General features: G+C 58.8%; 19 protein-coding genes. 6 read left to right on the top strand and 13 right to left on the bottom strand.

Annotation, left to right across the window (positions count from 1 at the left end; translation table 11 throughout):
- Positions 1-67 precede the first annotated feature (67 nt).
- The 7 genes from ACESUZ_RS04765 to ACESUZ_RS04735 all read right to left on the bottom strand — a co-directional run bounded on the left by ACESUZ_RS04765 (position 68) and on the right by ACESUZ_RS04735 (position 5,595).
- Positions 68-550 carry a PTS sugar transporter subunit IIB gene (locus ACESUZ_RS04765; RefSeq protein WP_055252644.1) on the bottom strand — a complete coding sequence of 161 codons (483 nt, stop codon included), beginning with the start codon at positions 548-550 and terminating at the stop codon, positions 68-70.
- A 57-nt stretch (positions 551-607) separates the two neighbouring features.
- Positions 608-1,027, bottom strand: coding sequence for a PTS sugar transporter subunit IIA (locus tag ACESUZ_RS04760; RefSeq protein WP_006235880.1), 420 nt, complete (start codon positions 1,025-1,027; stop codon positions 608-610).
- A 21-nt stretch (positions 1,028-1,048) separates the two neighbouring features.
- Complete coding sequence (locus ACESUZ_RS04755) at positions 1,049-2,110, bottom strand: SIS domain-containing protein (RefSeq protein WP_373198753.1); 1,062 nt, start codon at positions 2,108-2,110, stop codon at positions 1,049-1,051.
- Positions 2,111-2,385: 275 nt separating this feature from the next.
- Positions 2,386-3,099: a GntR family transcriptional regulator gene (locus ACESUZ_RS04750; protein ID WP_373198751.1), complete on the bottom strand. Its 714-nt coding sequence runs from the start codon at positions 3,097-3,099 to the stop codon at positions 2,386-2,388.
- Positions 3,084-3,851 carry a GntR family transcriptional regulator gene (locus ACESUZ_RS04745; protein ID WP_373198749.1) on the bottom strand — a complete coding sequence of 256 codons (768 nt, stop codon included), beginning with the start codon at positions 3,849-3,851 and terminating at the stop codon, positions 3,084-3,086. Before ACESUZ_RS04745 ends, ACESUZ_RS04750 begins: the two co-directional genes overlap by 16 nt.
- 35 nt (positions 3,852-3,886) lie before the next feature.
- Positions 3,887-4,378 carry a hypothetical protein gene (locus ACESUZ_RS04740; RefSeq protein WP_271740414.1) on the bottom strand — a complete coding sequence of 164 codons (492 nt, stop codon included), beginning with the start codon at positions 4,376-4,378 and terminating at the stop codon, positions 3,887-3,889.
- Positions 4,379-4,566: 188 nt separating this feature from the next.
- Positions 4,567-5,595 (bottom strand): LacI family DNA-binding transcriptional regulator, encoded by a 1,029-nt coding sequence (locus ACESUZ_RS04735; protein ID WP_373198747.1) that lies wholly within the window; start codon positions 5,593-5,595, stop codon positions 4,567-4,569.
- A 183-nt stretch (positions 5,596-5,778) separates the two neighbouring features.
- On the opposite strand from ACESUZ_RS04735, the gene murB reads away from it, so the two are divergent.
- On the top strand, positions 5,779-6,741 hold the full coding sequence (gene murB / locus ACESUZ_RS04730) for a UDP-N-acetylmuramate dehydrogenase (RefSeq protein ID WP_373198745.1): 963 nt from the start codon (positions 5,779-5,781) through the stop codon (positions 6,739-6,741).
- A gap of 218 nt (positions 6,742-6,959) precedes the next feature.
- Here murB and ACESUZ_RS04725 read toward each other — a convergent pair whose 3' ends face one another.
- On the bottom strand, positions 6,960-8,165 hold the full coding sequence (locus ACESUZ_RS04725) for a coiled-coil domain-containing protein (RefSeq protein ID WP_006235871.1): 1,206 nt from the start codon (positions 8,163-8,165) through the stop codon (positions 6,960-6,962).
- A gap of 266 nt (positions 8,166-8,431) precedes the next feature.
- On the opposite strand from ACESUZ_RS04725, the gene galE reads away from it, so the two are divergent.
- The 3 genes from galE (at position 8,432) to glgP (ending at position 13,614) form a co-directional block, all read left to right on the top strand.
- Complete coding sequence (gene galE / locus ACESUZ_RS04720) at positions 8,432-9,493, top strand: UDP-glucose 4-epimerase GalE (protein WP_006235870.1); 1,062 nt, start codon at positions 8,432-8,434, stop codon at positions 9,491-9,493.
- Between the two features lie 219 nt (positions 9,494-9,712).
- A complete protein-coding gene (gene malQ / locus ACESUZ_RS04715) occupies positions 9,713-11,218 on the top strand; it encodes a 4-alpha-glucanotransferase (protein WP_373198742.1) in 1,506 nt (501 codons plus the stop codon).
- Between the two features lie 128 nt (positions 11,219-11,346).
- Complete coding sequence (glgP, locus tag ACESUZ_RS04710) at positions 11,347-13,614, top strand: glycogen/starch/alpha-glucan family phosphorylase (RefSeq protein WP_373198741.1); 2,268 nt, start codon at positions 11,347-11,349, stop codon at positions 13,612-13,614.
- A gap of 457 nt (positions 13,615-14,071) precedes the next feature.
- On the opposite strand, the gene ACESUZ_RS04705 is transcribed toward glgP, so the two are convergent.
- From ACESUZ_RS04705 to ACESUZ_RS04685, 5 genes are all read right to left on the bottom strand, one after another.
- A complete protein-coding gene (locus ACESUZ_RS04705) occupies positions 14,072-15,271 on the bottom strand; it encodes an ABC transporter ATP-binding protein (RefSeq protein ID WP_035137764.1) in 1,200 nt (399 codons plus the stop codon).
- A 68-nt stretch (positions 15,272-15,339) separates the two neighbouring features.
- Positions 15,340-16,179 (bottom strand): carbohydrate ABC transporter permease, encoded by an 840-nt coding sequence (locus ACESUZ_RS04700; protein WP_022095055.1) that lies wholly within the window; start codon positions 16,177-16,179, stop codon positions 15,340-15,342.
- The gene (locus ACESUZ_RS04695; RefSeq protein ID WP_006235864.1) at positions 16,179-17,033 is read right to left on the bottom strand and encodes a carbohydrate ABC transporter permease; all 855 of its coding nucleotides are present in this window, start codon (positions 17,031-17,033) and stop codon (positions 16,179-16,181) included. The genes ACESUZ_RS04700 and ACESUZ_RS04695 overlap by 1 nt, the downstream gene beginning before the upstream one ends.
- An 87-nt stretch (positions 17,034-17,120) precedes the next feature.
- Positions 17,121-18,437, bottom strand: a complete 1,317-nt coding sequence (locus ACESUZ_RS04690) for an ABC transporter substrate-binding protein (protein ID WP_006235863.1) — start codon at positions 18,435-18,437, stop codon at positions 17,121-17,123.
- Positions 18,438-18,743: 306 nt separating this feature from the next.
- Complete coding sequence (locus ACESUZ_RS04685) at positions 18,744-19,463, bottom strand: GntR family transcriptional regulator (protein WP_035137765.1); 720 nt, start codon at positions 19,461-19,463, stop codon at positions 18,744-18,746.
- A gap of 229 nt (positions 19,464-19,692) precedes the next feature.
- Between ACESUZ_RS04685 and ACESUZ_RS04680 the strand changes: the two genes are divergently transcribed.
- Together ACESUZ_RS04680 and ACESUZ_RS04675 are read left to right on the top strand one after the other, a co-directional pair.
- The gene (locus ACESUZ_RS04680; protein WP_373198738.1) at positions 19,693-22,143 is read left to right on the top strand and encodes a PTS transporter subunit EIIC; all 2,451 of its coding nucleotides are present in this window, start codon (positions 19,693-19,695) and stop codon (positions 22,141-22,143) included.
- A gap of 125 nt (positions 22,144-22,268) precedes the next feature.
- The gene (locus ACESUZ_RS04675; protein WP_260699342.1) at positions 22,269-23,282 is read left to right on the top strand and encodes a polyprenyl synthetase family protein; all 1,014 of its coding nucleotides are present in this window, start codon (positions 22,269-22,271) and stop codon (positions 23,280-23,282) included.
- Positions 23,283-23,413 lie beyond the last annotated feature (131 nt).

Below are 23,413 nucleotides of genomic sequence, written 5' to 3'. Positions count from 1 at the left end.
GGTAAAGCGTTTATCCGGTACGCCCACGAATAGGGGCGGCGCCGTGCGCGCCGCCCGTGGTTCCCAATTAGAGGGCGCTTAGGGCATCGACCTTGGGGTCGTCGGCCAGAGCGCGAATCTCGACCTCGACACCACGGCCGACGAGCTCACGAATGTCCTCTTCTTCGGCAGCAGTCACAAAGATCTGGCGGGAGATCTTACGGGCATCGGGACGCTGCTCGTCCTTGGACTTGGTGTTGCCCAGGTTGATGGAGGTGATCTGCGGGCAGCCGTCGACAAGCTGCTTGGCCTCGGCGATGCTGGCGACGCAGATGATCATCTTGTACTTATCGGTAACACCGGAGTTGATGGCCTCGATGGCGTGCTCCATGTCCTTGATGACGAGCTTGACGTTGGCCGGCTTTCCCATCTTGAGCGTAGTCTTCCAGACGGGATCGTTGGCAACCTTGTCGCCAACGCAGAAGATGCAGTCAGAGCCCAAGCCCTGGACCCAAGAGACGGCCACCTGGCCATGAAGCAGACGATGGTCGACGCGAAGCAGTTGAATCATGATTGACCCCCAAAGGTCTCATGCCGGAAACCCGGCCCCATTAATAGCAGGCGGTGACTAGAACTCTTCCTCGTCATCCGCATCGGTCAGCAGGTCGTTGACAAACTTGACGCGCGTGTCGTCAGCCGCGAGGATCTCGCGGATAACCTGATCGGCGGGAGCCTCCTGGTCCGAAAAGAGCAGCTGGATCAGCAGCGGCAGATTCATGTTGGCAACCAGGTAGGTGTTGGGGCGCGTCTGGACGATCTTGGTGAACTCGTTGTTGACGCTGCCGCCAAACAGGTCGGTGCACACGATTACGTCGTCGGCGGGGTCGAAGGTCGCCAGGAGCTTGGCGGCCTCCTCGGCGACGTCGGTGCGGCCGTCGACAAACATCGACAGGTCGTGGACGTTATCGCGCGCGCCCGAGAGCAGCTCGGTGCTCTCCTTGATGCCGGTCGCAAAATGCGCGTGGCTGGCGAAGATGTATTGCCTCATTGCGGTTTCCCCCAAATGAAATTAGTAGTCGAACTGGTGGTAGTAGCGGCGGTACTTGAGGTTGTGCTTGGTGACCAGCTCGTAGTTGCGCGAGAGGCGGTCGGTGGTCAGCACGGACAGGATCCACGGCGACACGATGACGCGGAAGTCGTCGTCCAGGCCCGGGATCGCGTACTCGGCGGTGTCGATGATGACGTAGTCCTCGTCGCCGGTCACGCCGCTGGTGAGGAAGGCGCGGACGCGCTCGTCGAGGGCGCGGCACTCGTCCTCTCCCATGAACAGGAACACCGGGACGCCGGGCTCGAGCAGCTCGAGCGTGCCGTGGAAGAAGTCGTGCGAGGTGATGTGGCGGATGCGCTTCCACTGCATCTCCTCGAGCAGGCACATGGAGTACAGGATGGTCTCGCCCCACAGCGCGCCCGAGCCGATGAACATGGTGTAGTCGGCCAGCGCGTACTTCCTGGCGAGCTCCTCGGCGCGCGGCTCGAAGCGCTTGCGGATGTCGAGCATGTCCTTCCAGACGTCCTTCGTCTGCTCGATGAACAGGTCGAACTTGGGGAAGCAGCCGCGGCGGTTGAGCAGGCGCAGGCCGAAGCAGTCGGCGAGGTAGTAGCCCTTCTCGCAGCCGCCGGCGCCGTGGTCGGAGGCCATCATGACGCAGTTCTCGGCGCCCACGGCCTGCCCGATCTTGCCCTCGGGGTTGGTCATGGCGAAGACGCGCACGCCCATCTCCCTCATCTTGCCGACGGCCTCGAGCACCTCGGGGGTGGTGCCGGACTCGGAGGCGGTCAGCACGACGGATTTGTCGGTCATGCGCTTGTGGCCCATGACGTTCCACTCGGCGGCGTGGATCAGGTAGACCTCGAGGTCGCGGTCGCCGAACTTGTTCATGAGGTACTCGAGCTGCATGAACTCGTCCCAGGTGCCGCCGACGCCCATCAGGAAGACGGCGTCGTAGCCCTCCTCGTGCACGCGGTCGGCCAGGGCGGTCATCTTCTTGCCGGCCTCGTAGACGTTCCTGCCGTCCTCGAGGTAGCCCTCCTGGTCGAAGTGCATGATCTCGATCTTCTCGGTCTCCTTCATTCCCGCTCCTTTCACGAGCAGTTTGAATTGTCGCACGGAATGGACGGGCTTGCCGCCCCGTCGCACCGCTTAACCTTGTGGACATCTTGGCCCCAAGCTCAACAATTCAAAGGTTCTTAATACCAGTGAACGATTACAGGTTAGCCGTTTTTAATACCGATTTTTTGATTTCGTCCTCCCCTCTCGGTAGACGGTCAGTTTTTGCCGCTCATCGGTCAAGCGACATATATCCGTAAAAACGAGCGCCCCCGCCGTGCGCAGGGACGCTCTAGACGCTAGTAGTTGTAGGTATATCCGCCGGCATCGCCGCGGTTAAAAGACTTGGCATGCTCAATCGCCTGCCCACTCGAGTCATAGGTCAGGCATTCCAGTACGAGCGCCAGATCGCCCGGCTCAAGATTGAGCAAACTCGCATCGCGTGCGCCCAGCGCTTCAATATCGAGTTTCTCAATCGACTTGTCCGGCTTGCGCCCCAACATGTCATAGGTCTCAAACAGGCTGAAGACCGAAATGTCCACGTCTTCGATGCCCGGAAACAGCGGACACGGAATCAGCGTCATCTCGATCGATACGGGCTCACCATCAATGCAGTTGAGACGGCGCACCGAGTAAAGCAGATCGTCCTCGGCGATGCCAAACAGGTCGGCGTAATACGGGCCGGCGTAGCGTTTGGAGCGCGCCAGGATGCGCACCGACGGCGTCGCGCCCGACGCCAGAACCGACTGACGGAAGCCTCCCTTGCGTTCGTGCTCGTCAAACCACTTGTGTCCCACAAAGGCGCCTTTGCCCTGCACGCGACGAATCTGGCCACTTTTGACCAGCTCGTCCATGGCGCTTCGGATTGTCAGGCGCGTCGTGCCAAACTCCTCGGCCAGCTCGTTTTCGGACGGAATCATCGAGCCCGTCGGGTAGTCGCCGCGCTCGATTCGCTCCGCAATGCAGCGGCGAATTTGCTTGTAAACCGGCAAGTCTTCTACTGCATCAGCCATTCGACACCCACCTTCGTCGCAACGCCGTCTGCCTCGCCGTTATCGGCAAAACGATACTTGGTCGGCTGAATCACGGACTTGCAATACTCGACAAAGCCATCGGTCTCGTCGCGCTCGTGCGAAGCCTTGTAAAACACCGGCGTGCCCTCCTGAGCGCCCAGTAACTTGGCCTCGTCGGCGTTCAGACGGCTGATGGAAATATGCTCCTTGCCGTGCGCCACATGGACATTCCCCTCTTTGAGCAAAACGTCGTAGAGGCTCTCCTGCTCAAAATCATGATCGGGAAGCGAGGGGCACAAAGACAGATTGACGTAAGCCGTCTCGATCGATGCCGGAGAACCGTTGACCACACGCACACGCCGAATGCAGAAGAGCGGCATGCCCAGGTCAATCTGGGCTTTTTGGGCAAGATCGATATCGGCATACACGACCTTGGACCAAACCAGGCGTGCGGTCGACTTTGAGCCAACCCTCTCCACCGCCTGCGTATAGTTCCATGTTTCCTGAAAGATGTTCAGCGGTTTGGGAGGACACACATAGGTGCCCGAACCGCGGCGGCTTTCCAAAGTTCCGCACGAAATAAGGCGCGTGATCGCAGCACGCAACGCCGTGCGCGACACGCCCAGCTCTTCACAGAGCACACGCTCGGCGGGCAGCCGGTCGCCACTCTGCAGGTCATAATGTTTGATATACCAAAGAATGCCCTCAAAGGCGCGATCTTTGGGCGGAATCGCATATGGTTCACTCGACATGGGCAAGACTCCTCAACCGCTTGATGCTGCAGGAATCATTGCTCCGGACGCCCCATGGCGTCGAAGGCTTCTTTGATCTGCTCCGCAACGTTCCGATACGACCGATATAGGCCGGAGTCTCGCTTGACTTCGCCCGCGGTCACCGGAATCTCAAGCTTCGAAATCTCATCCTTGCCGGTTTGCACGACAACGATGACACCCATACCAAGGCACATATTACGCTTGGCAGCGTTGTTTTTGGTAGCCTGAGCTGGATTAATCAAAATCTGCTGAGCCAGTTCGCGTTTGCTGAGCTCCGGCACATCCTCGGGATTTCCGGTCTCGGCAATCTCGCACTGCAGCACATCCGCATAGTCAAAAATCTTCGGCTCGCCGCCGCGCTGATGCACGGCCCACTTGCGGCGCGTGGCATCCTGGTAGATAGCCGGCAAAAACGTAAACCGCGGTGGGTCCAAAATCGTATCCGTGATGGTAAACACATCGGGATCAAAGGCATCCTGCGGGTTTTTCTTCTTGAACAGCCCCATATCAGCCTCCCGTACTAGCATTAAACAACTTAAGCTGAATATAGCACCAATTTCAAGCCGCTGCCTTACCCTATCGGTGCGCGGCGTCTAAGGCTCGCCCAGCGGAAGAGTTAACGGACGAGGGCCGGGGTGCCTGCCGGCAAATAGCGGACACTCCGCATGCAATCTATGCAAACAAACAAGTACGCTTAGCTACATTCGGTAAGTTCGAGCACGCTGCCCTTAACGATAAGTGCCGGCTCCAGGACGACCTCTTCGGCACGCCTACCGCCCCTACCGGCAAGACGCTTGGACATGCAGCCAAAAGCATGCTCCGCAAGGACACCAGGATCCTGCTCAATCGCGGTCAGCGCCGGCTCAAAGAGAACGTCGGCCGCCGAGTTGTCATAGCTTACGACCGAAATATCGCACGGGATGCTCTTCCCCATCTCGTGCAGGCGCTTGAGCAGACCGAGGGCAATGTTATCCGAGCTTGCGAACACGGCGGTGGCATCAGTTGCGAGCACCGCCTCCGAGGCCTCGTAGGCACTCGGAATGTAGTACTCGCTCTCAAACTCCAAACGCGCGTCGATAGGCAAGCCAACCTCGCGCAGTGCGCGCTCATAGCCGGCAAGTCGTTTGCGACCCGTATTGGAGCGGCGTGCGTTAACCAGACAGGCAATACGGCGGTGGCCCTGCTCAATCAGATAGCGGGTGGCCATGTAGCCACCCATCTCGTGGTCGAACATCACCTTGTCGCACTCGAGCCCCTCAATGGCACGGTCGACCATCACGGCAGGGATGGGCAGATGGCTCACCTCCTCGCGCAGGGCACGATCGTCGGAGAACTCGTCACCCACTACCAGAAAGACGCCGTCGACGCCGCGCGTCACCAGCTGGCGCAGCAGTTCCAAATCGTCATCGGCGCTTCCACCCGAGCTGGTAATGAAGAGCGCATAGCCGTCCTCTCGGCAGCGCTTTTCCAAGCTGCCGGCGAGTGAGGCAAAAAAGCGGCTCTCGATGTTAGGGACGATAAGGCCCAGCGTGCGCGACTCGCGCATGACCAGACTACGCGCAATCTGATTAGGAACATAGTGGTTGCGCGCCGCGACCTCCTTGATGAGTTTGCGGTTTTCTTCCGAGATGCGACAGGGCCGATTATTGAGAACAAGCGAGACCGACGAGGGGGAAAGCCCCACCTCCTGGGCGATCTGCTTGAGGGTGACTTTGTTGGCCATCTCGCTCCTTCCGGGTTTACGCGCAATCTCTTGAAAGTATAGCGACTACCCCTCTACCTCGGTGATAAACACTTTACCAATCCGGTAGACGGCTGTTTTATCGCCGCCAGCGCACCAAATCCGTCCGGGTGGGGTATATTGCAATCGATTGATGACAACGACCACCAAAAGGCGGATATTCGTATGCACGAGAACGACTTTTTTAACGAGGACCTGCTGTGCGCGCTTGCTGGCGTTGCCGGCGAGGACAACGTGCTGATGAGCGAGCCCATGCGCGAGCACACCACGTTTAAGATCGGCGGCCCGGCCGACGTCTTTGTCACGCCCGATACCGAGCAGGGCCTCGTCGCCACGCTCGACACCTGTTATCGCTGCGACCTGCCCCTCACCATCGTGGGCAACGGCTCCGACCTACTCGTCGGCGACAAGGGCATCCGCGGCGTCGTCGTGGCGCTGAGCGAAGGCCTCTCCGACATTACGATCGACGGCACGCACGTCACGGCGGCAGCCGGCGCGCTGCTTTCCGATGTCGCAGCCGCGGCAGCCGAGGCCTGTCTCACCGGCATGGAGCCCATCTCGGGCATCCCCGGATCGGTCGGCGGCGCCTGCTACATGAACGCCGGTGCCTACGGTGCCTGCATGGCCGATGTGCTGGAGTCCGTGCGCGTCTACAAACCCGCTCGCCAGCTCGACGACGGCACCCGCGGCAGCGGCAATATCATCGAGTTCGATGTCGACGAGCTCAACCTGGGTTATCGAAAGAGCCGCATCGCCGATGACGGCTTTATCGTGCTTTCGGCCACCTTCAATCTCGCCCCGGGCAACGCCGCGATGATCAAGGCCGACATGGACGACTACCGCCAGCGCCGCGAGGACAAGCAGCCGCTCGACATGCCGAGTGCCGGCTCCACTTTCAAGCGCCCCGAGGGTTACTTTGCCGGCAAACTCATCATGGATGCCGGCCTGCGAGGACACGCCGTTGGCGGCGCGCAGGTGAGCGAGAAGCACTGCGGCTTCATCGTCAACGCCGACCACGCCACCGCCGCCGACGTCGACGAACTCATCCGCCACATCCAGGCAACCGTCAAAGACCAATTCAACGTAGACCTAGAACCCGAAGTCCACCGAGTCGGCGAATTCCTTTAACAAAGAAGGCCCCGAAAGGGGCCTTCACCATATTTATTCAGATAACCCAGTCCGGTGTGTCGCGCTCAGGACCCGAGAGGGCCGGGACAGTCCGAGAGGCATAAGGTTGATCGCGAGTTCCGCACGAGCCGGAGAGCACTTAATGTGCTCTCCGTGCGAGCAGGACTGCCCGAGCAGGCAACCTTATGCCTCTCGGACTGTCCCGGACCAAACCGCCGTTACGACAGTGCAATACCGCCAAGCCAGCCCCAGCGCACGCCAGAGCCAGTACCATAAAAGCTAATGAACGAATCGAGCGACTTCGATGTAATGGCACCCTCGTTGCTCATAACGATGCCGCCGCCAACGTAGATACCCACATGACCGTAGATAAGGCCCGGAGCACCCGTGCCGCTGTGCGAGGAATCGGCCACGATCATGCCCACCTGCAGCGCCGAGCGGTCGGAGCTATAGCACCAAGCGTTAAACATGTCGCACGCATTGCCTCCAAAGTAGCCAACGCCGGCGTTACGGAAGACATTGGTGACCCACGCCGCGCACCAGTTCTGACCCGGCGAAGGCGTGGAGTAGCACGCGTTGACGACAGCCTGCTGCTTGCCCGAGCCGGCATTCTGCTGCGGAGTTCCGGGCGCGTACGATCCACCACCCGAGCTCGAACCACCCGAGTAGGAATTGTTCTTGTTCGCGGCAGCCGCGGCAGCGGCAGCCTTCCTAGCGGCCTCCTCAGCCTGGGCAGCAGCGAGGATCTCGGAATCGCGCTGAGCCATGAGCTCCTTGACGTCGTCGGAAAGACCGTTCAGCACGGTCTGGACTTCTTGCTGCTTGGCCTGCATGTCCTGCATCTGGGCAGTCTGCTGGTCCTTGAGCTTCTCTAAGTCGGCCTTCTGCGACTCGAGCTCGGTCTTTTGCGCATCGAGCTCTTCCTGGATGGTCTGAATGTCCTCGATGGCGTCGCGGTCGCTCTTGTTGATCTTCTCAACGTAATGCGCGTTGGCGACGAGTTCCTCAAACGAGCCAGAGGCCAGCAGCAGCGACAGGATGTTCGTGCCGCCGGACTTGTAGCTGGCGGCCACGCGATCGGAAAGGTCGTTGCGCTTCTTCTTGAGCTCGGCCTTCTTTTCATCGATCTGGGCCTGCGTGTCGTCAATCTTGCCCTGGACATTCTCGATGTCGTTGAGGGTCTGGGCATTCTTGTTGGCCAGCGCCGCATACTCATTTGCGATGCTGTCGAGCTGGGCCTGAACCTCGTCGAGCTGGGCCTGGGCGGCATTCAGTTTATCGGTTGTTTCTTTGGAAGCCTCCGCCGCATGGGCGCGAGCGGGCAGACCAAAAAGAACTGCCGCAGAAGCGGCGCCGAACAGGGCCTTGAGGGCAGTGCGGCGCGAGAGCTCCTGGGAAAGGATGGAATCGCTGTTTGGTGACATATGTACTCCGTTACATGTTTATTTATATGTCGCTCAACTCATACATATTAGCGTACATATGGCGCGTCCCAACGATTTCCACGAACGGCAGGAAACTACAAGGTCAGCGGCTCGTAAGCAAATGTCGAAGATCAGGTTATGCGTACGCAAGCTCTTCTATGAGTACGTTGGCACAATCCTCCGCTTTTCCTACAGCGCACGATTTGGGCGTCCCTGCCTGCGCTATACTCCCCTGAAGAAGTGTTCCTGATTCGATAGGAGACTACATGTCCAAAGCACTCGACCCCAAAGACACCTGTGTCCTCGTTACCGGTGGCGCCGGCTTTATCGGCTCGCACACCGTCGTTCAGCTGCTCGAGGGTGGCTACCAGGTCGTCATCGTCGATGATCTCTCCAACTCCAGCGCCGTCGCCGTCGACCGCGTCAAGACCATCGTGGGCGACGAGGCCGCCAAGAACCTCACCTTCTACGAGGCCAACGTGCTCGACCGCGATGCGATGAACAAGATCTTCGATACCCATCAGATCGACCGCGTCATCCACTTTGCCGGCTTTAAGGCCGTTGGCGAGTCGGTGAGCAAGCCCGTCGAGTACTATCACAACAACATCGAGAACACCCTGGTGCTCATCGACGTCATGCGCAACCATGGCTGCAAGTCCATCATCTTCTCGAGCTCCTCGACCGTCTACGGCGACCCGGACAACCCGCCCGTCACCGAGGAGGATCCTAAGAAGCCCGCGACCAACCCCTATGGTTGGACCAAGTGGATGATCGAGCAGATCCTTATGGACGTCCACACCGCCGACCCCGAGTGGGACGTCGTGCTGCTCCGTTACTTCAACCCCATTGGCGCTCATCCGTCGGGCCTGATCGGCGAGGACCCCAAGGGCATCCCCAACAACCTGGTGCCCTATGTCGCCCAGGTTGCCGTGGGCAAGCTCGAGGCCGTTCAGGTCTTTGGCAACGACTACCCCACCCCCGACGGCACCGGCGTGCGCGACTACATCCACGTGTGCGATCTGGCCTCTGGTCACGTTGCCGCCCTTAATTGGATGAACGGCAAGACCGGCGTCGAGATCTTTAACCTGGGCACCGGCACCGGCACCTCGGTACTCGAGGTCGTCGCCGCCTTCTCCAAGGCTTGTGGCAAGGAGCTGCCCTACGTGATCCGCGAGCGCCGCGCCGGCGACATCGCTGCCAACTGGTGCGATGCCTCCAAGGCCGAGCGCATGATGGGCTGGAAGGCCCAGTACGACATCGCGGACATGTGCCGCGATAGCTGGAACTGGCAGAGCCACAACCCCAACGGCTTCGCCGACGCCGAGTAGCAAAAACCTACATACCGCTCTTGCCCCGATCTCACGTTGTGAGGTCGGGGCTTTTCATGGCATGTAACCATTCGCCGAAAATCGACCAACTTTTTTATCTTGCCTGTACATGTTTAAACAACATGTTTTACAATAGGCGTATCGAATCAGAACATCGGAGGCGGACTGCACACCCATCGGCAGGCCGACCCCACAACAAGAAGGTTGGTGAGCGCATTCATGGAGCGTGCAAGCGGCGTCCTCATGCCCGTCTCATCTCTGCCCGGACCATACGGAATCGGCGGCTTTGGTTGGAATGCCTACGACTTCGTCGATTTTCTCGCCTCGTGCAAACAACATTACTGGCAGATTCTGCCCCTTACGACGACCAGCTATGGCGATTCGCCCTATCAGTCGTTCTCGGCCCGCGCAGGCAACCCCAACTTTATCGACTTTGCCGAGCTTGTCGAGGCAGGGTATCTGGAGCAGCGCGATATCGATGACGTGTACCTGGGATCCGACCCCAGCAATGTCGACTACGGTGCTATCTTTGGCGGCCGCCGTCAGATTCTCGACCGCGCCGCCGAGCGCTTTGCTGCCGACAAGCCGGCCGATTTCGATGACTTTATCCAGGCCAACGAGGACTGGCTCATCCCCTATTGTGAGTTCATGACCGTGAAGGAGGAGTGCGGGCTCAAGGCCTTTTGGGAGTGGCCCGCAGAACTGCGCACCCGCGGCGAAGCATCTGCCAAGGTCTGCGCCGCCCATCCCGCGCGTATGCTCTACCACCAGATGACGCAGTATTTCTTCGACCGCCAATGGAGCCGCCTCAAGGCCTATGCCAACGAGCGCGACATTCTCATCATCGGCGACCTGCCCATCTATGTCTCGCGTGACTCCGTCGAGATGTGGGCGACGCCTGAGCTCTTTAAGATCGACGCCGCCGGCAATCCCGTGAGCGTCGCCGGCACGCCGCCCGACCAGTTCTCGGCCACCGGCCAGTACTGGGGCAACCCCATCTACGACTGGGACGCCATGGAGTCCGACGGCTTCTCCTGGTGGGAGGGCCGCATTCGCGCCGCCCTCGACATGTACGACGTCATCCGCCTGGATCACTTCCGCGGCTTCGAGGCCTATTGGGAGGTGCCGTTCTCCTCGCCCGATTCGTCCTACGGTTCGTGGACGCAGGGTCCCGGCCTCAAGTTCTTCAAGACGCTCGAGGAAAAGCTCGGCACGCTGCCCATCATCGCCGAGGACCTGGGCTTCCTCACCCCCGGCGTCATCGACATGCGCGACAACTCGGGCTTCCCCGGCATGAAGATCCTGCAGTTTGCCTTTGAGGGCACCAACTCGTACTACCTGCCGCATAACTACATCGCCAACACCGTCGCCTATGTGGGCACCCACGACAACGAGACGGCGCGCGGTTGGTTTGAGGGAACGGCTACCCCGCGTCAGCGCGAGCAGGCAGCCCTGTACACCCATCAGCAGGCCGGCGAACCCATGACAGATGCACTCAATCGCACCATCGCCGCCAGCGTGAGCGACACGTGCATCTACACCATGCAGGATTTGCTCAACTTGGGCAACGAGGCGCGCATCAACACCCCTGCCACGCTGGGCGGCAACTGGACCTGGCGCATGCTCGACGGCGCCATCACCCGCGAGCTCGAGCACAAGCTCACCGACTGGACCGAGACCTACTTCCGTATCCCGTCGGAAGCCGAAATCGAGCTTCCTCAATAGGAGCTACCGCGCCCGACCCCTCCCCACCGTGCGGACGCGCTTGCTTTTCCCGCGCGAGGCCACCCCAATCCCCTCGCGCGGGCTTCTTATGAATTGCAGACATGAAACAACCCATCACAGGAGAAAACATGCCCCGAATTAACCTCATGGAACTCGCCGAGCAGTCTTTTGGCACCTCGCTCGAGCAGCTCGACGACCGTCGCATTTACAAGCTGCTGGTCAAACTCGTGCAGGAGCGCTCCGCCGCCTGCCCGCTCAACAACGGCAAGAAAAAGCTCTATTACATTTCCGCCGAATTTTTGATCGGCAAGCTACTCATCAACAACATGATCGACCTTGGCATCTACGACGAGGTTAAGGACCAGCTCACCGCCGCAGGCCACGACCTCAACAAGATCGAGGAGTTCGAGGTCGAGCCGTCACTCGGCAACGGCGGCCTGGGCCGCTTGGCCGCATGCTTCCTGGATTCCATCGCCACGCTGGGCTTGACCGGCGATGGCGTGGGCCTCAACTATCACTACGGTCTGTTCCGTCAGCGCTTTGTCGACAACCAGCAGAAGGCCGTCCCCGACGAGTGGCTCGGTGAGCAGGACATCCTAGTCGACGATGACCGCTCCTACACCGTCGAGTTCGGCGATTTTGCCGTTACTTCCAAGCTCGTCAACATCGATGTGCCCGGTTACGGCCAGCCCACCAAGAACCGCCTGCGCCTGTTCGACCTGGCGAGCGTCGACGACGGCCTGGTCCCCGGCAGCTCCATCGACTTCGACAAGACCGAGATCGCCAAGAACCTCACCTTGTTCCTCTACCCCGACGATTCCGACGAGCAGGGCCGCCTACTTCGCATCTATCAGGAGTACTTCATGGTGAGCAACGCCGCCCAGCTCCTGATCGACGAGGCCGTCGAGCGCGGCAGCAACCTGCACGATCTGGCCGACTATGCCGTGGTCCAAATTAACGACACGCACCCCACCATGGTCATCCCCGAGCTCATTCGCTTGCTCACCACCGAGCATGGCATCGAGTTTGACGAGGCCGTGACCATCGTACGCTCCATGGTCGCCTACACTAACCACACGATTCTTGCCGAGGCGCTCGAGAAGTGGCCGCTCGCCAGCCTGCAGAAGGTCTCCCCTGCCATCGCCGACATTATCGTCAAGCTCGATGAGATCGCGAAAGCCGAGCACGATGACCCGCGCGTCGCCATCATCGACGAGCACGACACCGTCCACATGGCCCACATGGACATCCACTTTGGCTTCTCCATCAACGGCGTAGCCGCCCTCCACACCAAGATCCTGGAGGACACCGAGCTTCATCCGTTCTACGAGATCTATCCCGAGAAGTTCTCCAACAAGACCAACGGCATCACCTTCCGCCGCTGGATCCATGGGGCCAACCCCGCGCTCGCCAGCCTGCTCGACGATGTGATCGGCACCGACTGGCGCAGCACCGGCGATCTGAGCAAACTCGCCAAGTTCGCCGACGACAAGGACGTTCTTGAGCGCCTGGCCGCCACCAAGGTCGAGGCCAAGGCCATCATGCGCCAGTTCATGGCGCTCGAGCAGGGCGTGACCATTCCCTCCAACGCCATCATCGACGTCCAGGTCAAGCGTATCCACGAGTACAAGCGCCAGCAGATGCTCGCGCTCTACATCATCTGGAAGTACCTCGACATCAAGAACGGTAACAGACCTAAGCACCCCGTCACCATCATCTTTGGCGGCAAGGCAGCGCCTGCCTATACCATCGCTCAGGACATCATCCACCTAATCCTGACGCTTTCCCAGTGGATCGCCAACGACCCCGACGTGGCTCCCTACCTGCAGGTCGTTATGATCGAGAACTACAACGTCACCGCCGCCGAGCGCGTGATTCCCGCTGCCGACATCTCCGAGCAGATCAGCCTGGCCTCCAAAGAGGCGAGCGGCACTTCCAACATGAAGTTCATGCTCAACGGCGCTTTGACCCTGTGCACGCTCGACGGTGCCAACGTGGAGATTGCCGAGCTCGTGGGCGACGAGAACATCTATACCTTTGGCGCCTCGTCCAAACAGGTCGAGCAGCTCTACGCCGAAGGCACCTACAACGCCGGTGCGCTCTACCGCAAGCCCGGCATTAAACTGCTGGTGGACTTCATCACCAACCCGGCCTTTATGGCGACCGGCAACGTCGAGCGCCTGCAACGCCTGCACGATGACATTAAGGGCAAGGACTGGTTTATGGCCCTGCTCGACATCGAGGAGTACATCCAGACCAAGGAGCGCGTGTTGGCCGACTACGAGGACCAGGACGCCTGGATGCGCAAGACGCTCATCAATATCGCCAACGCCGGCACCTTCTCGTCTGACCGCACGATCTCCCAGTACAACGACGAGATTTGGCACCTGAGCTAATTTCGCTTCCCTTACCCATCCTCTTGAGAAACGGAGTCGTGGCAACACGGCTCCGTTTTTTGTGCCCGCACGTTACCCTGCGACCCAACTCGGCCAAACAATCTCGATCTGTAACAGCTACTCGGTAAAAACGGTCCCAGCTGTTACAGATTGAGACATACCGGCCCCTCCCCTTGGGTTTATCTCGATCTGTAACATCTAGCAGCTGAAATTCACCTTTGGTGTTACAGATTTAGATGAAATGGTTAGCTCAGCGGAACCGTCTCGATCTGTAACATCTAACGTCCGAAATCAGCCTCACCCGTTACAGATCGAGACAAACGACCGGTCAGACAGCCCCAACACAAAGAAAGGCTCCCCTCTCGCCCAGTGGACGGGAGGGGAGCCTTATATGTGACCGCGGCAAAAGGATGGCAATACCGCAGTCGCCCAAAGGAAGGGCCTGGATGCACCGGGCCTAGATAAGGTTCTTGCCAGAGACCTTATCGAAGAGGTGGGTCGCGTTCTTCTCGAACTTGAACCAGATGGTGTCGCCAGCCTTGAGCGCGCCCTTGGCCTCGAGGTCGACGACGGGGATAATCAGGACAAACTGGCCGTCGGGAGCGGTCACGTGGACATGCTCGGTCGAGCCCATGAGCTCGGTCACCTCGACGGTACCCTGGAGCGCGCCCTCCTCGCCCTTGTCGGCAAGCAGGATCTGCTCGGGACGCACGCCGGCCGTAATCTCCTTCACGTCGCCGCCGTCCCAGTTGAGGGCAAGCTGAGCGCAAGTCTCGGGGGCGAGCGCCACGTTCATATCCTCGGTCTTGACGGTAAAGCCGTTGCCCGAGCGCACCAGCTGGGCATCGAAGAAGTTCATCTGCGGCACGCCGATGAAGCCGGCGACGAAGATGTTCGCGGGATGGTTGAAGACCTCCTGCGGCGTGGCGATCTGCTGGACAACGCCGTCCTTCATGACCACGATACGGTCACCGAGGGTCATAGCCTCGGTCTGGTCGTGAGTAACATAAATGAACGTGCCCTTGATCTCGTGGCGCAGCTTAATGAGCTCGGCACGCATCTGGTTACGAAGCTTGGCGTCCAGGTTGGACAGCGGCTCGTCCATCAGGAAGACCTTGGGGTCACGCACGATGGCGCGGCCGATAGCGACACGCTGGCGCTGGCCGCCGGAGAGCGCCTTGGGCTTACGGTCGAGGTACTCGGTAATGCCCAGAATCTCGGCAGCAGAGCGAACCTTGCGGTCGATCTCGTCCTTGGGAACCTTCTTGAGCTCGAGCGTAAATGCCATGTTCTCGTACACCGTCATATTGGGGTACAGAGCGTAGCTCTGGAACACCATGGCGATGTCGCGGTCCTTGGGCGCCACGTCGTTGACACGCTTGCCGTCGATGAGCACATCGCCCGAGGTAATGTCCTCCAGGCCGGCGACCATGCGCATCGTCGTGGACTTACCGCAGCCAGAGGGGCCAACGAGGACGACGAACTCCTGGTCGTGAACGGTGAGGTTGAAGTCCTCTACAGCGAGCACACCGTCCTCGGTAACCTTGAGGTTGTGCTTCTTCTCCTCGGTCTTCTTCTTTTTGCCAAAGAAGCCTTTCTTTTTTGACTCGTTGTTGGGATACACCTTCTGAACATGTTTGAGAACGATCTCGGCCATGTCTCTACCTTTCGATATGCGGCGCCGCGCTGAGGGGCGCCGCAGAAACTTGCAAAACAGTTACGGCATTAGCCCTTGACGGCACCTGCCACCACGCCGTCGATGATGTACTTCTGACAGAGGATGTACATGATAACGATGGGGATAACGACCATCATGATGCAGGCCATCATGGGGCCGAGCTCGACGTGGCCGTAGCCGCCGCGGAAGTACTGGATCAAGATAGGAATGGTCTTGTACTTGGTGGAGTCGAGCGTAAGGTAGGGCAGCAGATAGTCGTTCCAGACCCACATGGTCTCGAGGATGCCGACCGAAAGATAGGTGGGCTTCATGATGGGAAGGACGATCTTAAAGAACACCTGGACCGGGTTGCAGCCATCAATCATGGCCGCCTCCTCGATCTCGAGCGGGATGTTCTTTACAAAACCGGCGAACATAAAGACCGCCAGGCCCGCGCCAAAGCCCAGATAGATAAAGCAGATGTTGAACGGCGTGTTAAAGCCGATGCGGTCCGCCAAATTGGACAGCGTGAACATGAGCATCTGGAACGGCACGACCATCGAGAACACGAACAGGTAATAGAAGAAGTTCGAGATCTTGTTGTTGACACGAACCACGTACCAAGCGCACATGGAGCAGCACACCAAGATCAGCACGACCGACGTGACCGTGATGATGAGCGAGTACATAAATGCCGAGGCAAAGCCCTGCTCGTTAAGGGCGTGCATGTAGTTTGCGAGGCCGTTGAACGTCTCGGGCGTGAGCAGATCGAATGCCGTGGTGGTGCTGATTGCAGTCGCTTTCTTAAAAGAATTAAGCGCAATCATGAACACGGGGTAGATCCACGCGAGCGACAGGATCGTAAAGAAAATCGAGAGCGCGCGGTTGATAACCTTATCGCGTTTCATTACTGCTGCACCTCCTTGGACCTCGTGGCCTTAAGCTGGATCATGGAGATGGCCACGACCAGGATGCAGAAGATAACCGCCTTGGCCTGACCAATGCCCTGCCATGCGATACCGGCACGCGAATAGAACGTGTTGTAGATGTTCAGGGCGAGCATCTCGGTGGAGTGCGCGGGGGCGCCGCCGGTAAGGGCGAGGTTCTGGTCGAACAGCTTAAAGCCGTTGGTGATGGACAGGAACAGGCAGATGGTGATGGTCGGCATCAGGTTAGGGATCTTAACCTTCCAAAACGTCTGCCATGCCGTAGCGCCGTCGACCTTGGCGGCCTCGATGTAGTCGGACGGAATGGACTGCAGACCAGCGATGTAGATGATCATCATGTAGCCGACCTGCTGCCACAGGGTCAGGATGATAAGGCCCCAGAAGCCAGCAGCAGAGTTAAGAGCGATGAGCTGGGCACCCACGTTGGAGAGCAGGCAGTTGATCAGAATCTGCCAAATGTAGCCCAGCACGATGCCGCCGATCAGGTTAGGCATAAAGAAGATCGTACGGAAGATGTTGGTGCCTTTGAGCGCCTTGCGGGTGAGCGCCTGCGCAATGGCCAGGGCGATCACGTTGATGAGCACCGTCGACAGGAAGGCAAACGCCACGGTAAAGAAGAACGACGTGGAGAACTGCGGATCGGACAGCGCGCGCACGTAGTTCTCGATACCGACAAAGTGCGCGTTACTAATGATAATAAACTGGCAGAACGAGAGATAGAAGCCCTGGATAAAAGGGATCACGAACCCGATCATAAACGCCAGGCACGTGGGCAGCATAAAGAGCGGCCACCAGCGCTTGAGTGCTTTGCCCATAAAAGGGTCCTTTCAATATGCAGGGGGCGGGCAAACCAACGTCTGCCCGCCCCCTGTCGCTAATCAGATAGCTTGGGCAGCAACTGCTTACTCGGAAGCGGCCTTCTCGGTCTTCCAGCCATCGACGAAGGCGTTCTTGACGCCGTCCCACTTGCTGTTATCGGCAGCGTAGGCAATCAGAGCCTGCTTGAGGTTCTTCTTCCACTCCTCGGAGGGAATGTAGACGAAGTCCCAAGCGACGGTCTTCTTGCCGTCCTTGGCCATGGCAACGGCCTGCTGCGAGAAGACGTTGGTGGTCTCCTTGGCGCTCTTGAACGGAGCGGTCAGACCCATCTTGTCGGCGATGATGCTGGTCGGGGTGTCAGCGGTGACGCACCAATACATGAAGTCCTCGGTGGCCTTCTGGGCATCCTCGGAAGCCTGGGAACTGACGCACCAGTAGTTCTCGCCGCCGGAGCACAGGCCCTGGTTCTCCTCGCCGTCAACACCGATGTAGATCGGCATCATGCCAATCTGATCGTCGGTCATGCCGGCCTTGACGAGGTCAGAGTAGGCCCAAGAGCCGTTCTGGTAGAAGACGGCCTTGCCGGTTGCGAACTCGTTGGTGGCGTCGTCGCCGGTCTTGGAAGCAAGCTGCGAAGGATCGCAGGTGGAGTCGGTGATGTACAGGTCGAAGATCTGCTTGTAGTTGTCGAGGAACTCACCCTTGATCTCGTCGTCCTCCTGGTTGTGCTCCTTCTCAAACTCGTAGTAGAGCGGCATGTTGGCAAGGTGGGTGGTGTAGCGCCAGCTGGAGGAGTCGTCCATGCCGGCGGAAGTGAAGGCACCCTCGACACCAAGCTCGTCCTTGCGGGCCTGGATGTCGTCGGCACAAGCCTTCAGCTTGTCGAAGGAGTTGATGTCCTCGGCCTTGTAGCCAGCCTTCTCGAGCAGCTGCTTGTTGTAAATAATGCCGAAGCTCTCCTGGACCCAGTCGATGCACACATCCTTGCCGTCGGACTGCAGAGCCAGGGAGTCGTCAATGAGCTCACCGCGGAGCTTGGTATCGGACAGGTCGGCGCAGTAATCCTTCCAGTTCTTAAGACCGGTGGGGCCGTTGACCTGGAACAGGGTCGGAGCGGAGCTCTTGGACATCTCGGACTTGAGCTTCTCCTCGTAGGTGTTGGAGGCAGCGGTCACGATCTTGACCTCGACGCCCTTCTCCTTCTTATAGGCCTTGGCGATCTCCTTCCACTCCTTGTCGACCTCGGGCTTGAATTGGAGGAAGTAGACCTCGGCAGCGTCACCAGAAGCAGAGGAGCCGGAGCCGGCAGAACCACCGCAACCCACGAGGCCCAGACCAAGAACTGCAGCCGCGGAACCAGCAAAGCCCAGGAACTGCCTTCTGCTCATTTCGTTCTTCATTACAATCCACCCTTTCACACCGTGGCGGCACCCTTTGCCGCCGCCTTCGGAGATTGGCTCGGGGACTTTGCCCCTTTTGCTGATTTGAACGATACGCTATTTGGCTAGTTGTTTGAACAAGTATTACTAGAGCGGTAGAAAAACTTCGGTGAACGGTAATTTCAACTTGATACTTGACAAGTTTTGTATAAACAATTATTTGTTATCTAATGCAGAGAAAACGCCCGGTCAAGCCGATGTACCGTCGGTTTGACCGGGCGTTTTCTCTTTGAGGCCATGAGTCTCGTCAGGCTGGGAGCTAGCCGGCTATCGCTTGGAATTGACGCGGTAATGGAAGATCTCGGGGTGTGTGCGAGTGTGCGTCACCTCAAACAAGATGCCATCCGAGGTGTACGACTGACTCTCCATGACGGCAACGCAGTTGTATTTGCCGAGGTCAAGATAGCTGCAGTCCTCATCGTTGGCGAGCTCGACACTCACCGTACGACGGCTCGCCATCACTTTGACACCGCGCTTGTGCTCCAGATAGCCGTAAATAGAATCTGCCGCGATCTCGGGAGTCAGGCCCTTGGCGATCGACGCCAAAAAATAGCCATGGTCCACTTGGCGCGCGTTGCCGTTGAGGCTTCGGACACGCACTACGCGAATCAACTCCTCGCCCACCTTAAAGCCCAGGTGACGAGAGAGTTGCTCGGTGCAAACCAGATGTTCGAAAGACTTAACGTCCGTCGATGCAACGGCATTGTTGCGCTTTGCAAACTCGCCAAACGACTCAACCTCTTCGAGTGCGCCCAACATGTCGGTTTCGCCCTTAAGCCAAATAACGCGCACGCCCTTGCCGTGTATGGGCTGCACAAACATCCCGTCGGCCAGCATACCCAAGGCGCGACGGACGGTATTGCGAGTGCATCCGAACTCCGCGGTCAGCTCGGCTTCGGTTGGCAGCATCTCCTGAAACGCATAGGTCCCATTAATGATGCGCGAGCGTATTTCTCGGTAGATTCCTTCGTATATCGCTTTTGGCATTGTTTCACCTCTACATTATTCATTTCCGGCTAGGCACGATAGCATTTCTTAAAGTTGTTTAAACCGAATATCGGTAAAGCGACAGGATTTAACCGTTGACGGTTTCTGTCATGCCCAAATCGGTTTCGCTCAAAACTGCCGGTACGACAATCGTCTGGTCCTCTACAATGAATCCATTGTTTAAACGTTTCCCCACGCGCAACGCGCCTCGATATTCGGAAGGCAGAACATGCTGCAAAAAATCCAACGCTTTGGCGGGGCAATGTTCGCGCCCGCCATGCTGTTTTCTATATCAGGCCTCATGGTCGGCGTCTCCGCTCTCGCAACGACTGCGGACATCGTCGGCGATCTCGCCGTATACGGAACCCCTTGGTACGTTTTCTGGGCTATCATCCAGCGCGGCTCGTGGACGGTCTTTAAACGCCTCCCGCTCCTTTTTGCCGTAGCGCTGCCCATCGGTCTTGCCCAAAAACAACCGGCTCGTTGCTGCCTCGAGGCTCTCGTCGCCTATTTTGCCTACTGCTTCTTTTTGAGCGAGATCATTAAGCTGAGCGGAGACAACCTTGGACTTGAGTACCCGTCATCTTTGACCTCCGCCAGCGGTATCACCGTCATCGACGGCATCAAGACGCTCGACACCGGCATTATCGGCCCGCTGGCGGTATCGGCAACCGTCGTCGCCATCCATGACCGCTTCTACGATGCCAAAATTCCCGATTGGCTCGGCACCTTCTCGGGCTCCTCGCTGGTCTACCTCATCAGCTTTTTTGCCGTGTTTGCCCTTGCCGCTATCTCGGCCGCCATCGTGCCCTACGTATACGATGTAACTGATACGCTGCGTCACGCGCTTGCAGGCGTCGGTCCCTTTGGCGTGGGCATCTTTGTCTTTTTAGAACGAGCACTCGAGCCCTTTGGCCTGCACCACCTGCTCTACATGCCGATCTACTACGACAACCTGGTCATTAACGACGGCATCTACGCCACGTGGAGCAGTTTGCTCCCCATCCTCTCCCATAGCACGCGCCCCCTTAATGAACTTGCGCCGTGGGCCGGTTTTACCGCCACCGGCTGGGTCAAGCTCTTTGGCCTTCCCGCCATCGCAGCCGCGTTCTACTCCACCGCAAAACCCGAGCGCCGCGCCGGCCTCAGGGTCATCCTTGCTCCCGCCATCATCGCCTCGGTGGTTTGCGGCGTTACCGAGCCACTCGAGTTTCTCTTTATGTTCACCCACCCCGGGCTCTTTTTGCTCTACGCCGTCTTATCGTCTTGCCTTGCCACAACCATGAATCTCTTTGGCATCGTCGGCATCTTCTCGGGCGGCCTGATGGAGATGGCAGCCTTCAACTTTATTCCGCTCATGCGCACGCATGCCGGTGCCTATCTTTTGGCGCTCGGTATCGGCCTTGCCTTTAGCCTCATCTTTTTTGTTAGTTTTCGAGCACTCATCTTGGTCTATGACCTTAAGACACCGGGCCGCGAGGATCATGTTGCCAATCGCGCGGCAATCGATTGTTTAACGGGAAGCGACTTTGCCAAAGAGCAATCCCCCAATGACGAGGTCGACAGTCGATCCGATCAAGATCACGTCCTCGCTGAGCGGGTAATTCAGCTTTTAGGTGGCGTTGGCAATATCGTGGGCGCAACCAACTGCACCACGCGCCTGCGCGTCGAGGTCGCAGACCCTTCCATCGTTGCAGATAACGCGTCGTTTGTCGCGGTGGGCGCCAAGGGCCTCATCATTACGGGCAAGACCGCCCAGGTGATCATCGGCATCTCCGTTCCCCGCGTTAAAGAGCATTTTGACCAGATCATGGGCCTCGAGCCGGAATTTGTGCCCACCACCTCGGCCTCCCCTGCCGCCAGCGCAGCCCATAAGCGCGGCGATATTTGCTTCTTCGATATCGACGGAACGCTCGCCTGGCAAGACCCCAGGCTCGCCCAAGACCTTCCCGAAGACGAGCGGGACCTCTCCCCCTATCCCAACGAGGCGGTTTCGCAGGCAATCCGCGAGTTTGTCGCCAACGGCAACATGGCCTTTATCTGCACGGGACGTACCCTCAGCTGCATCCACCCCAAACTTCTTGAGCTGCCTTGGACCGGCATCGTCTGTCTTGCGGGCGGTTACGCCGAGATCAACGGACACGCAATTCGCGATCTGTCGATGACGCCCAGCATGCTGCAGCATCTTGCCCCCTATCTTGAGCAATCGGGCGAGGTCATCCGCTTTGAGGGCCTCAACGGCGTCGTGCGCATGAGTGCCGATGCCCCCGATGCCCCCGGATACGCGCGCACCCTGGGCGACGCAGTCACGCAGCTGCAACATTACAGTGTCTACAAGATCTTGATGTCTACATCGCTCGCCAACCACATCGCTCAAGATAAGGCACTTGAGCCGCTGCTGTGCTTTAACGAGCTCGAACTCGAGGTAACCGAAATCTCGCCCCGCGAATGCACGAAGCGCGGGGGCATCCAGTCTGTACTCGACGCCCTCGACCCCCACCACGGAACCGTATACGGCATTGGCGACGCCAGCAATGACGTCTCGCTGATGAACGCCGTCGATGTCGGTATCGCCATGGGCAATGCGCCGGACTATCTCAAGGATAAGGCCGATTACGTGACCGACACCGTCGATCACGACGGTGTCGTTGCGGCGCTCGAGCATTTTGGGCTGATTTAGGCGCGCTCCATCAAACGCACGCCCGTTGTCCCAAATCGCCAAAACTGCCGCGCCAAACGCCCTAATGTGGCAATATGTTGTCTGCATATTGCATCAACGCAACCTCAGAAAGAATGCGAGAACCCGTGTCCAGTCCGTTTACCAGCTTTTTAGCCCAGCACTTTGACCAGATTAACGACTATCTGGCCACGTTCTTTGACGGACAGGCGACCTCTGCCGATATCGAGCGCTACCTGTATGCGCCGCTCTCGGCTTTTACGGCCAACGCCGGCAAGCGCCACCGCCCGCTTATCTGCATGCTCGCCGCAACCGCAGTGGGCGGTAGCTTTGAGAGCGCCCGCAGCGCCGCGGCAGCCATCGAGCATTTCCAGTCGGGCGCGCTGATCCACGACGACATCGCCGACAACGGACAGCTTCGTCGAGGCAAGCCCTGCATGCACCTTACCGAGGGCACGGGCCTTGCCATCAATTGCGGCGACCTGGCGCTCACCATGGTCACCAAGACGGTTCTCGACGACCCCACGCTGGAGTCCGACGTGAAGCTGCGCGTGCTCCACGAGCTTACCGAGATGATCGTCCGCACCATCGAGGGTCAAGCGCTCGACCTGGGTTGGGTCCGTGACGGGCGCTTTGATATCTCGGTTGATGACTACCTGGACATGGCGACGCACAAGACCGCGTTTTACAGCGGAGCCACGCCGCTTGCCGCCGGAGCCATTATCGGCGGCGGCAGCGATGAGCAAATCGAAGCGCTGCGCGCCTTTGGCCTACACACAGGCCTCGCCTTTCAGATTCAGGACGACCTGCTCAACCTTGTCGGCACTAAGGAAGCCGCCAACAAGGACTTCCGCACCGACATCACCGAGGGCAAGCGCACGCTTGTCGCCGTACACGCCCTCTCTGATGAGCGCCACCACGACGAGGTCGAGGCGATTCTTTCCTCGGGCACCGATGATCCCGCGCAGCTCGCACGCGCCGTGGAGATCTTCCAGGAGACCGGCTCCATCGATTACGCCCACACTTACGCGCTCGACCTGACCGCTAAGGCCAAAGCGGCCATCGAGAACGTTGAGCTTGATCCGCACGCACGCGAGCTGTTCCTCTCCATGGCAGATTTCTTTGTGGAGCGCCTTAACTAACGGGGGTTATAAAACCTGTCAGCAGCGTATTTAGGCACAACTTGCTACACTGTTGAGTGCATGTTTATGCATCCCTTTGCGTTGTCTATCCGACAGACGCTCAAATAGTACGAATGGTACGCCGAAAGGGG

Origin of the sequence: Collinsella aerofaciens ATCC 25986 (assembly GCF_964239575.1) — a bacterium.
Classification (GTDB): Bacteria; Actinomycetota; Coriobacteriia; order Coriobacteriales; family Coriobacteriaceae; genus Collinsella; species Collinsella aerofaciens_BQ.
The sequence above is the reverse complement of the archived record's forward strand: the minus strand, read 5'-3'. Positions and strand labels throughout refer to the sequence as shown.

Coding starts and splice junctions, on each gene's coding strand:
- ACESUZ_RS04765 (WP_055252644.1), bottom strand. CDS start 550: ATGATTCAACTGCTTCGCGTCGACCATCGTCTGCTTCATGGCCAGGTG.
- ACESUZ_RS04760 (WP_006235880.1), bottom strand. CDS start 1,027: ATGAGGCAATACATCTTCGCCAGCCACGCGCATTTTGCGACCGGCATC.
- ACESUZ_RS04755 (WP_373198753.1), bottom strand. CDS start 2,110: ATGAAGGAGACCGAGAAGATCGAGATCATGCACTTCGACCAGGAGGGC.
- ACESUZ_RS04750 (WP_373198751.1), bottom strand. CDS start 3,099: ATGGCTGATGCAGTAGAAGACTTGCCGGTTTACAAGCAAATTCGCCGC.
- ACESUZ_RS04745 (WP_373198749.1), bottom strand. CDS start 3,851: ATGTCGAGTGAACCATATGCGATTCCGCCCAAAGATCGCGCCTTTGAG.
- ACESUZ_RS04740 (WP_271740414.1), bottom strand. CDS start 4,378: ATGGGGCTGTTCAAGAAGAAAAACCCGCAGGATGCCTTTGATCCCGAT.
- ACESUZ_RS04735 (WP_373198747.1), bottom strand. CDS start 5,595: ATGGCCAACAAAGTCACCCTCAAGCAGATCGCCCAGGAGGTGGGGCTT.
- murB (WP_373198745.1), top strand. CDS start 5,779: ATGCACGAGAACGACTTTTTTAACGAGGACCTGCTGTGCGCGCTTGCT.
- ACESUZ_RS04725 (WP_006235871.1), bottom strand. CDS start 8,165: ATGTCACCAAACAGCGATTCCATCCTTTCCCAGGAGCTCTCGCGCCGC.
- galE (WP_006235870.1), top strand. CDS start 8,432: ATGTCCAAAGCACTCGACCCCAAAGACACCTGTGTCCTCGTTACCGGT.
- malQ (WP_373198742.1), top strand. CDS start 9,713: ATGGAGCGTGCAAGCGGCGTCCTCATGCCCGTCTCATCTCTGCCCGGA.
- glgP (WP_373198741.1), top strand. CDS start 11,347: ATGCCCCGAATTAACCTCATGGAACTCGCCGAGCAGTCTTTTGGCACC.
- ACESUZ_RS04705 (WP_035137764.1), bottom strand. CDS start 15,271: ATGGCCGAGATCGTTCTCAAACATGTTCAGAAGGTGTATCCCAACAAC.
- ACESUZ_RS04700 (WP_022095055.1), bottom strand. CDS start 16,179: ATGAAACGCGATAAGGTTATCAACCGCGCGCTCTCGATTTTCTTTACG.
- ACESUZ_RS04695 (WP_006235864.1), bottom strand. CDS start 17,033: ATGGGCAAAGCACTCAAGCGCTGGTGGCCGCTCTTTATGCTGCCCACG.
- ACESUZ_RS04690 (WP_006235863.1), bottom strand. CDS start 18,437: ATGAAGAACGAAATGAGCAGAAGGCAGTTCCTGGGCTTTGCTGGTTCC.
- ACESUZ_RS04685 (WP_035137765.1), bottom strand. CDS start 19,463: ATGCCAAAAGCGATATACGAAGGAATCTACCGAGAAATACGCTCGCGC.
- ACESUZ_RS04680 (WP_373198738.1), top strand. CDS start 19,693: ATGCTGCAAAAAATCCAACGCTTTGGCGGGGCAATGTTCGCGCCCGCC.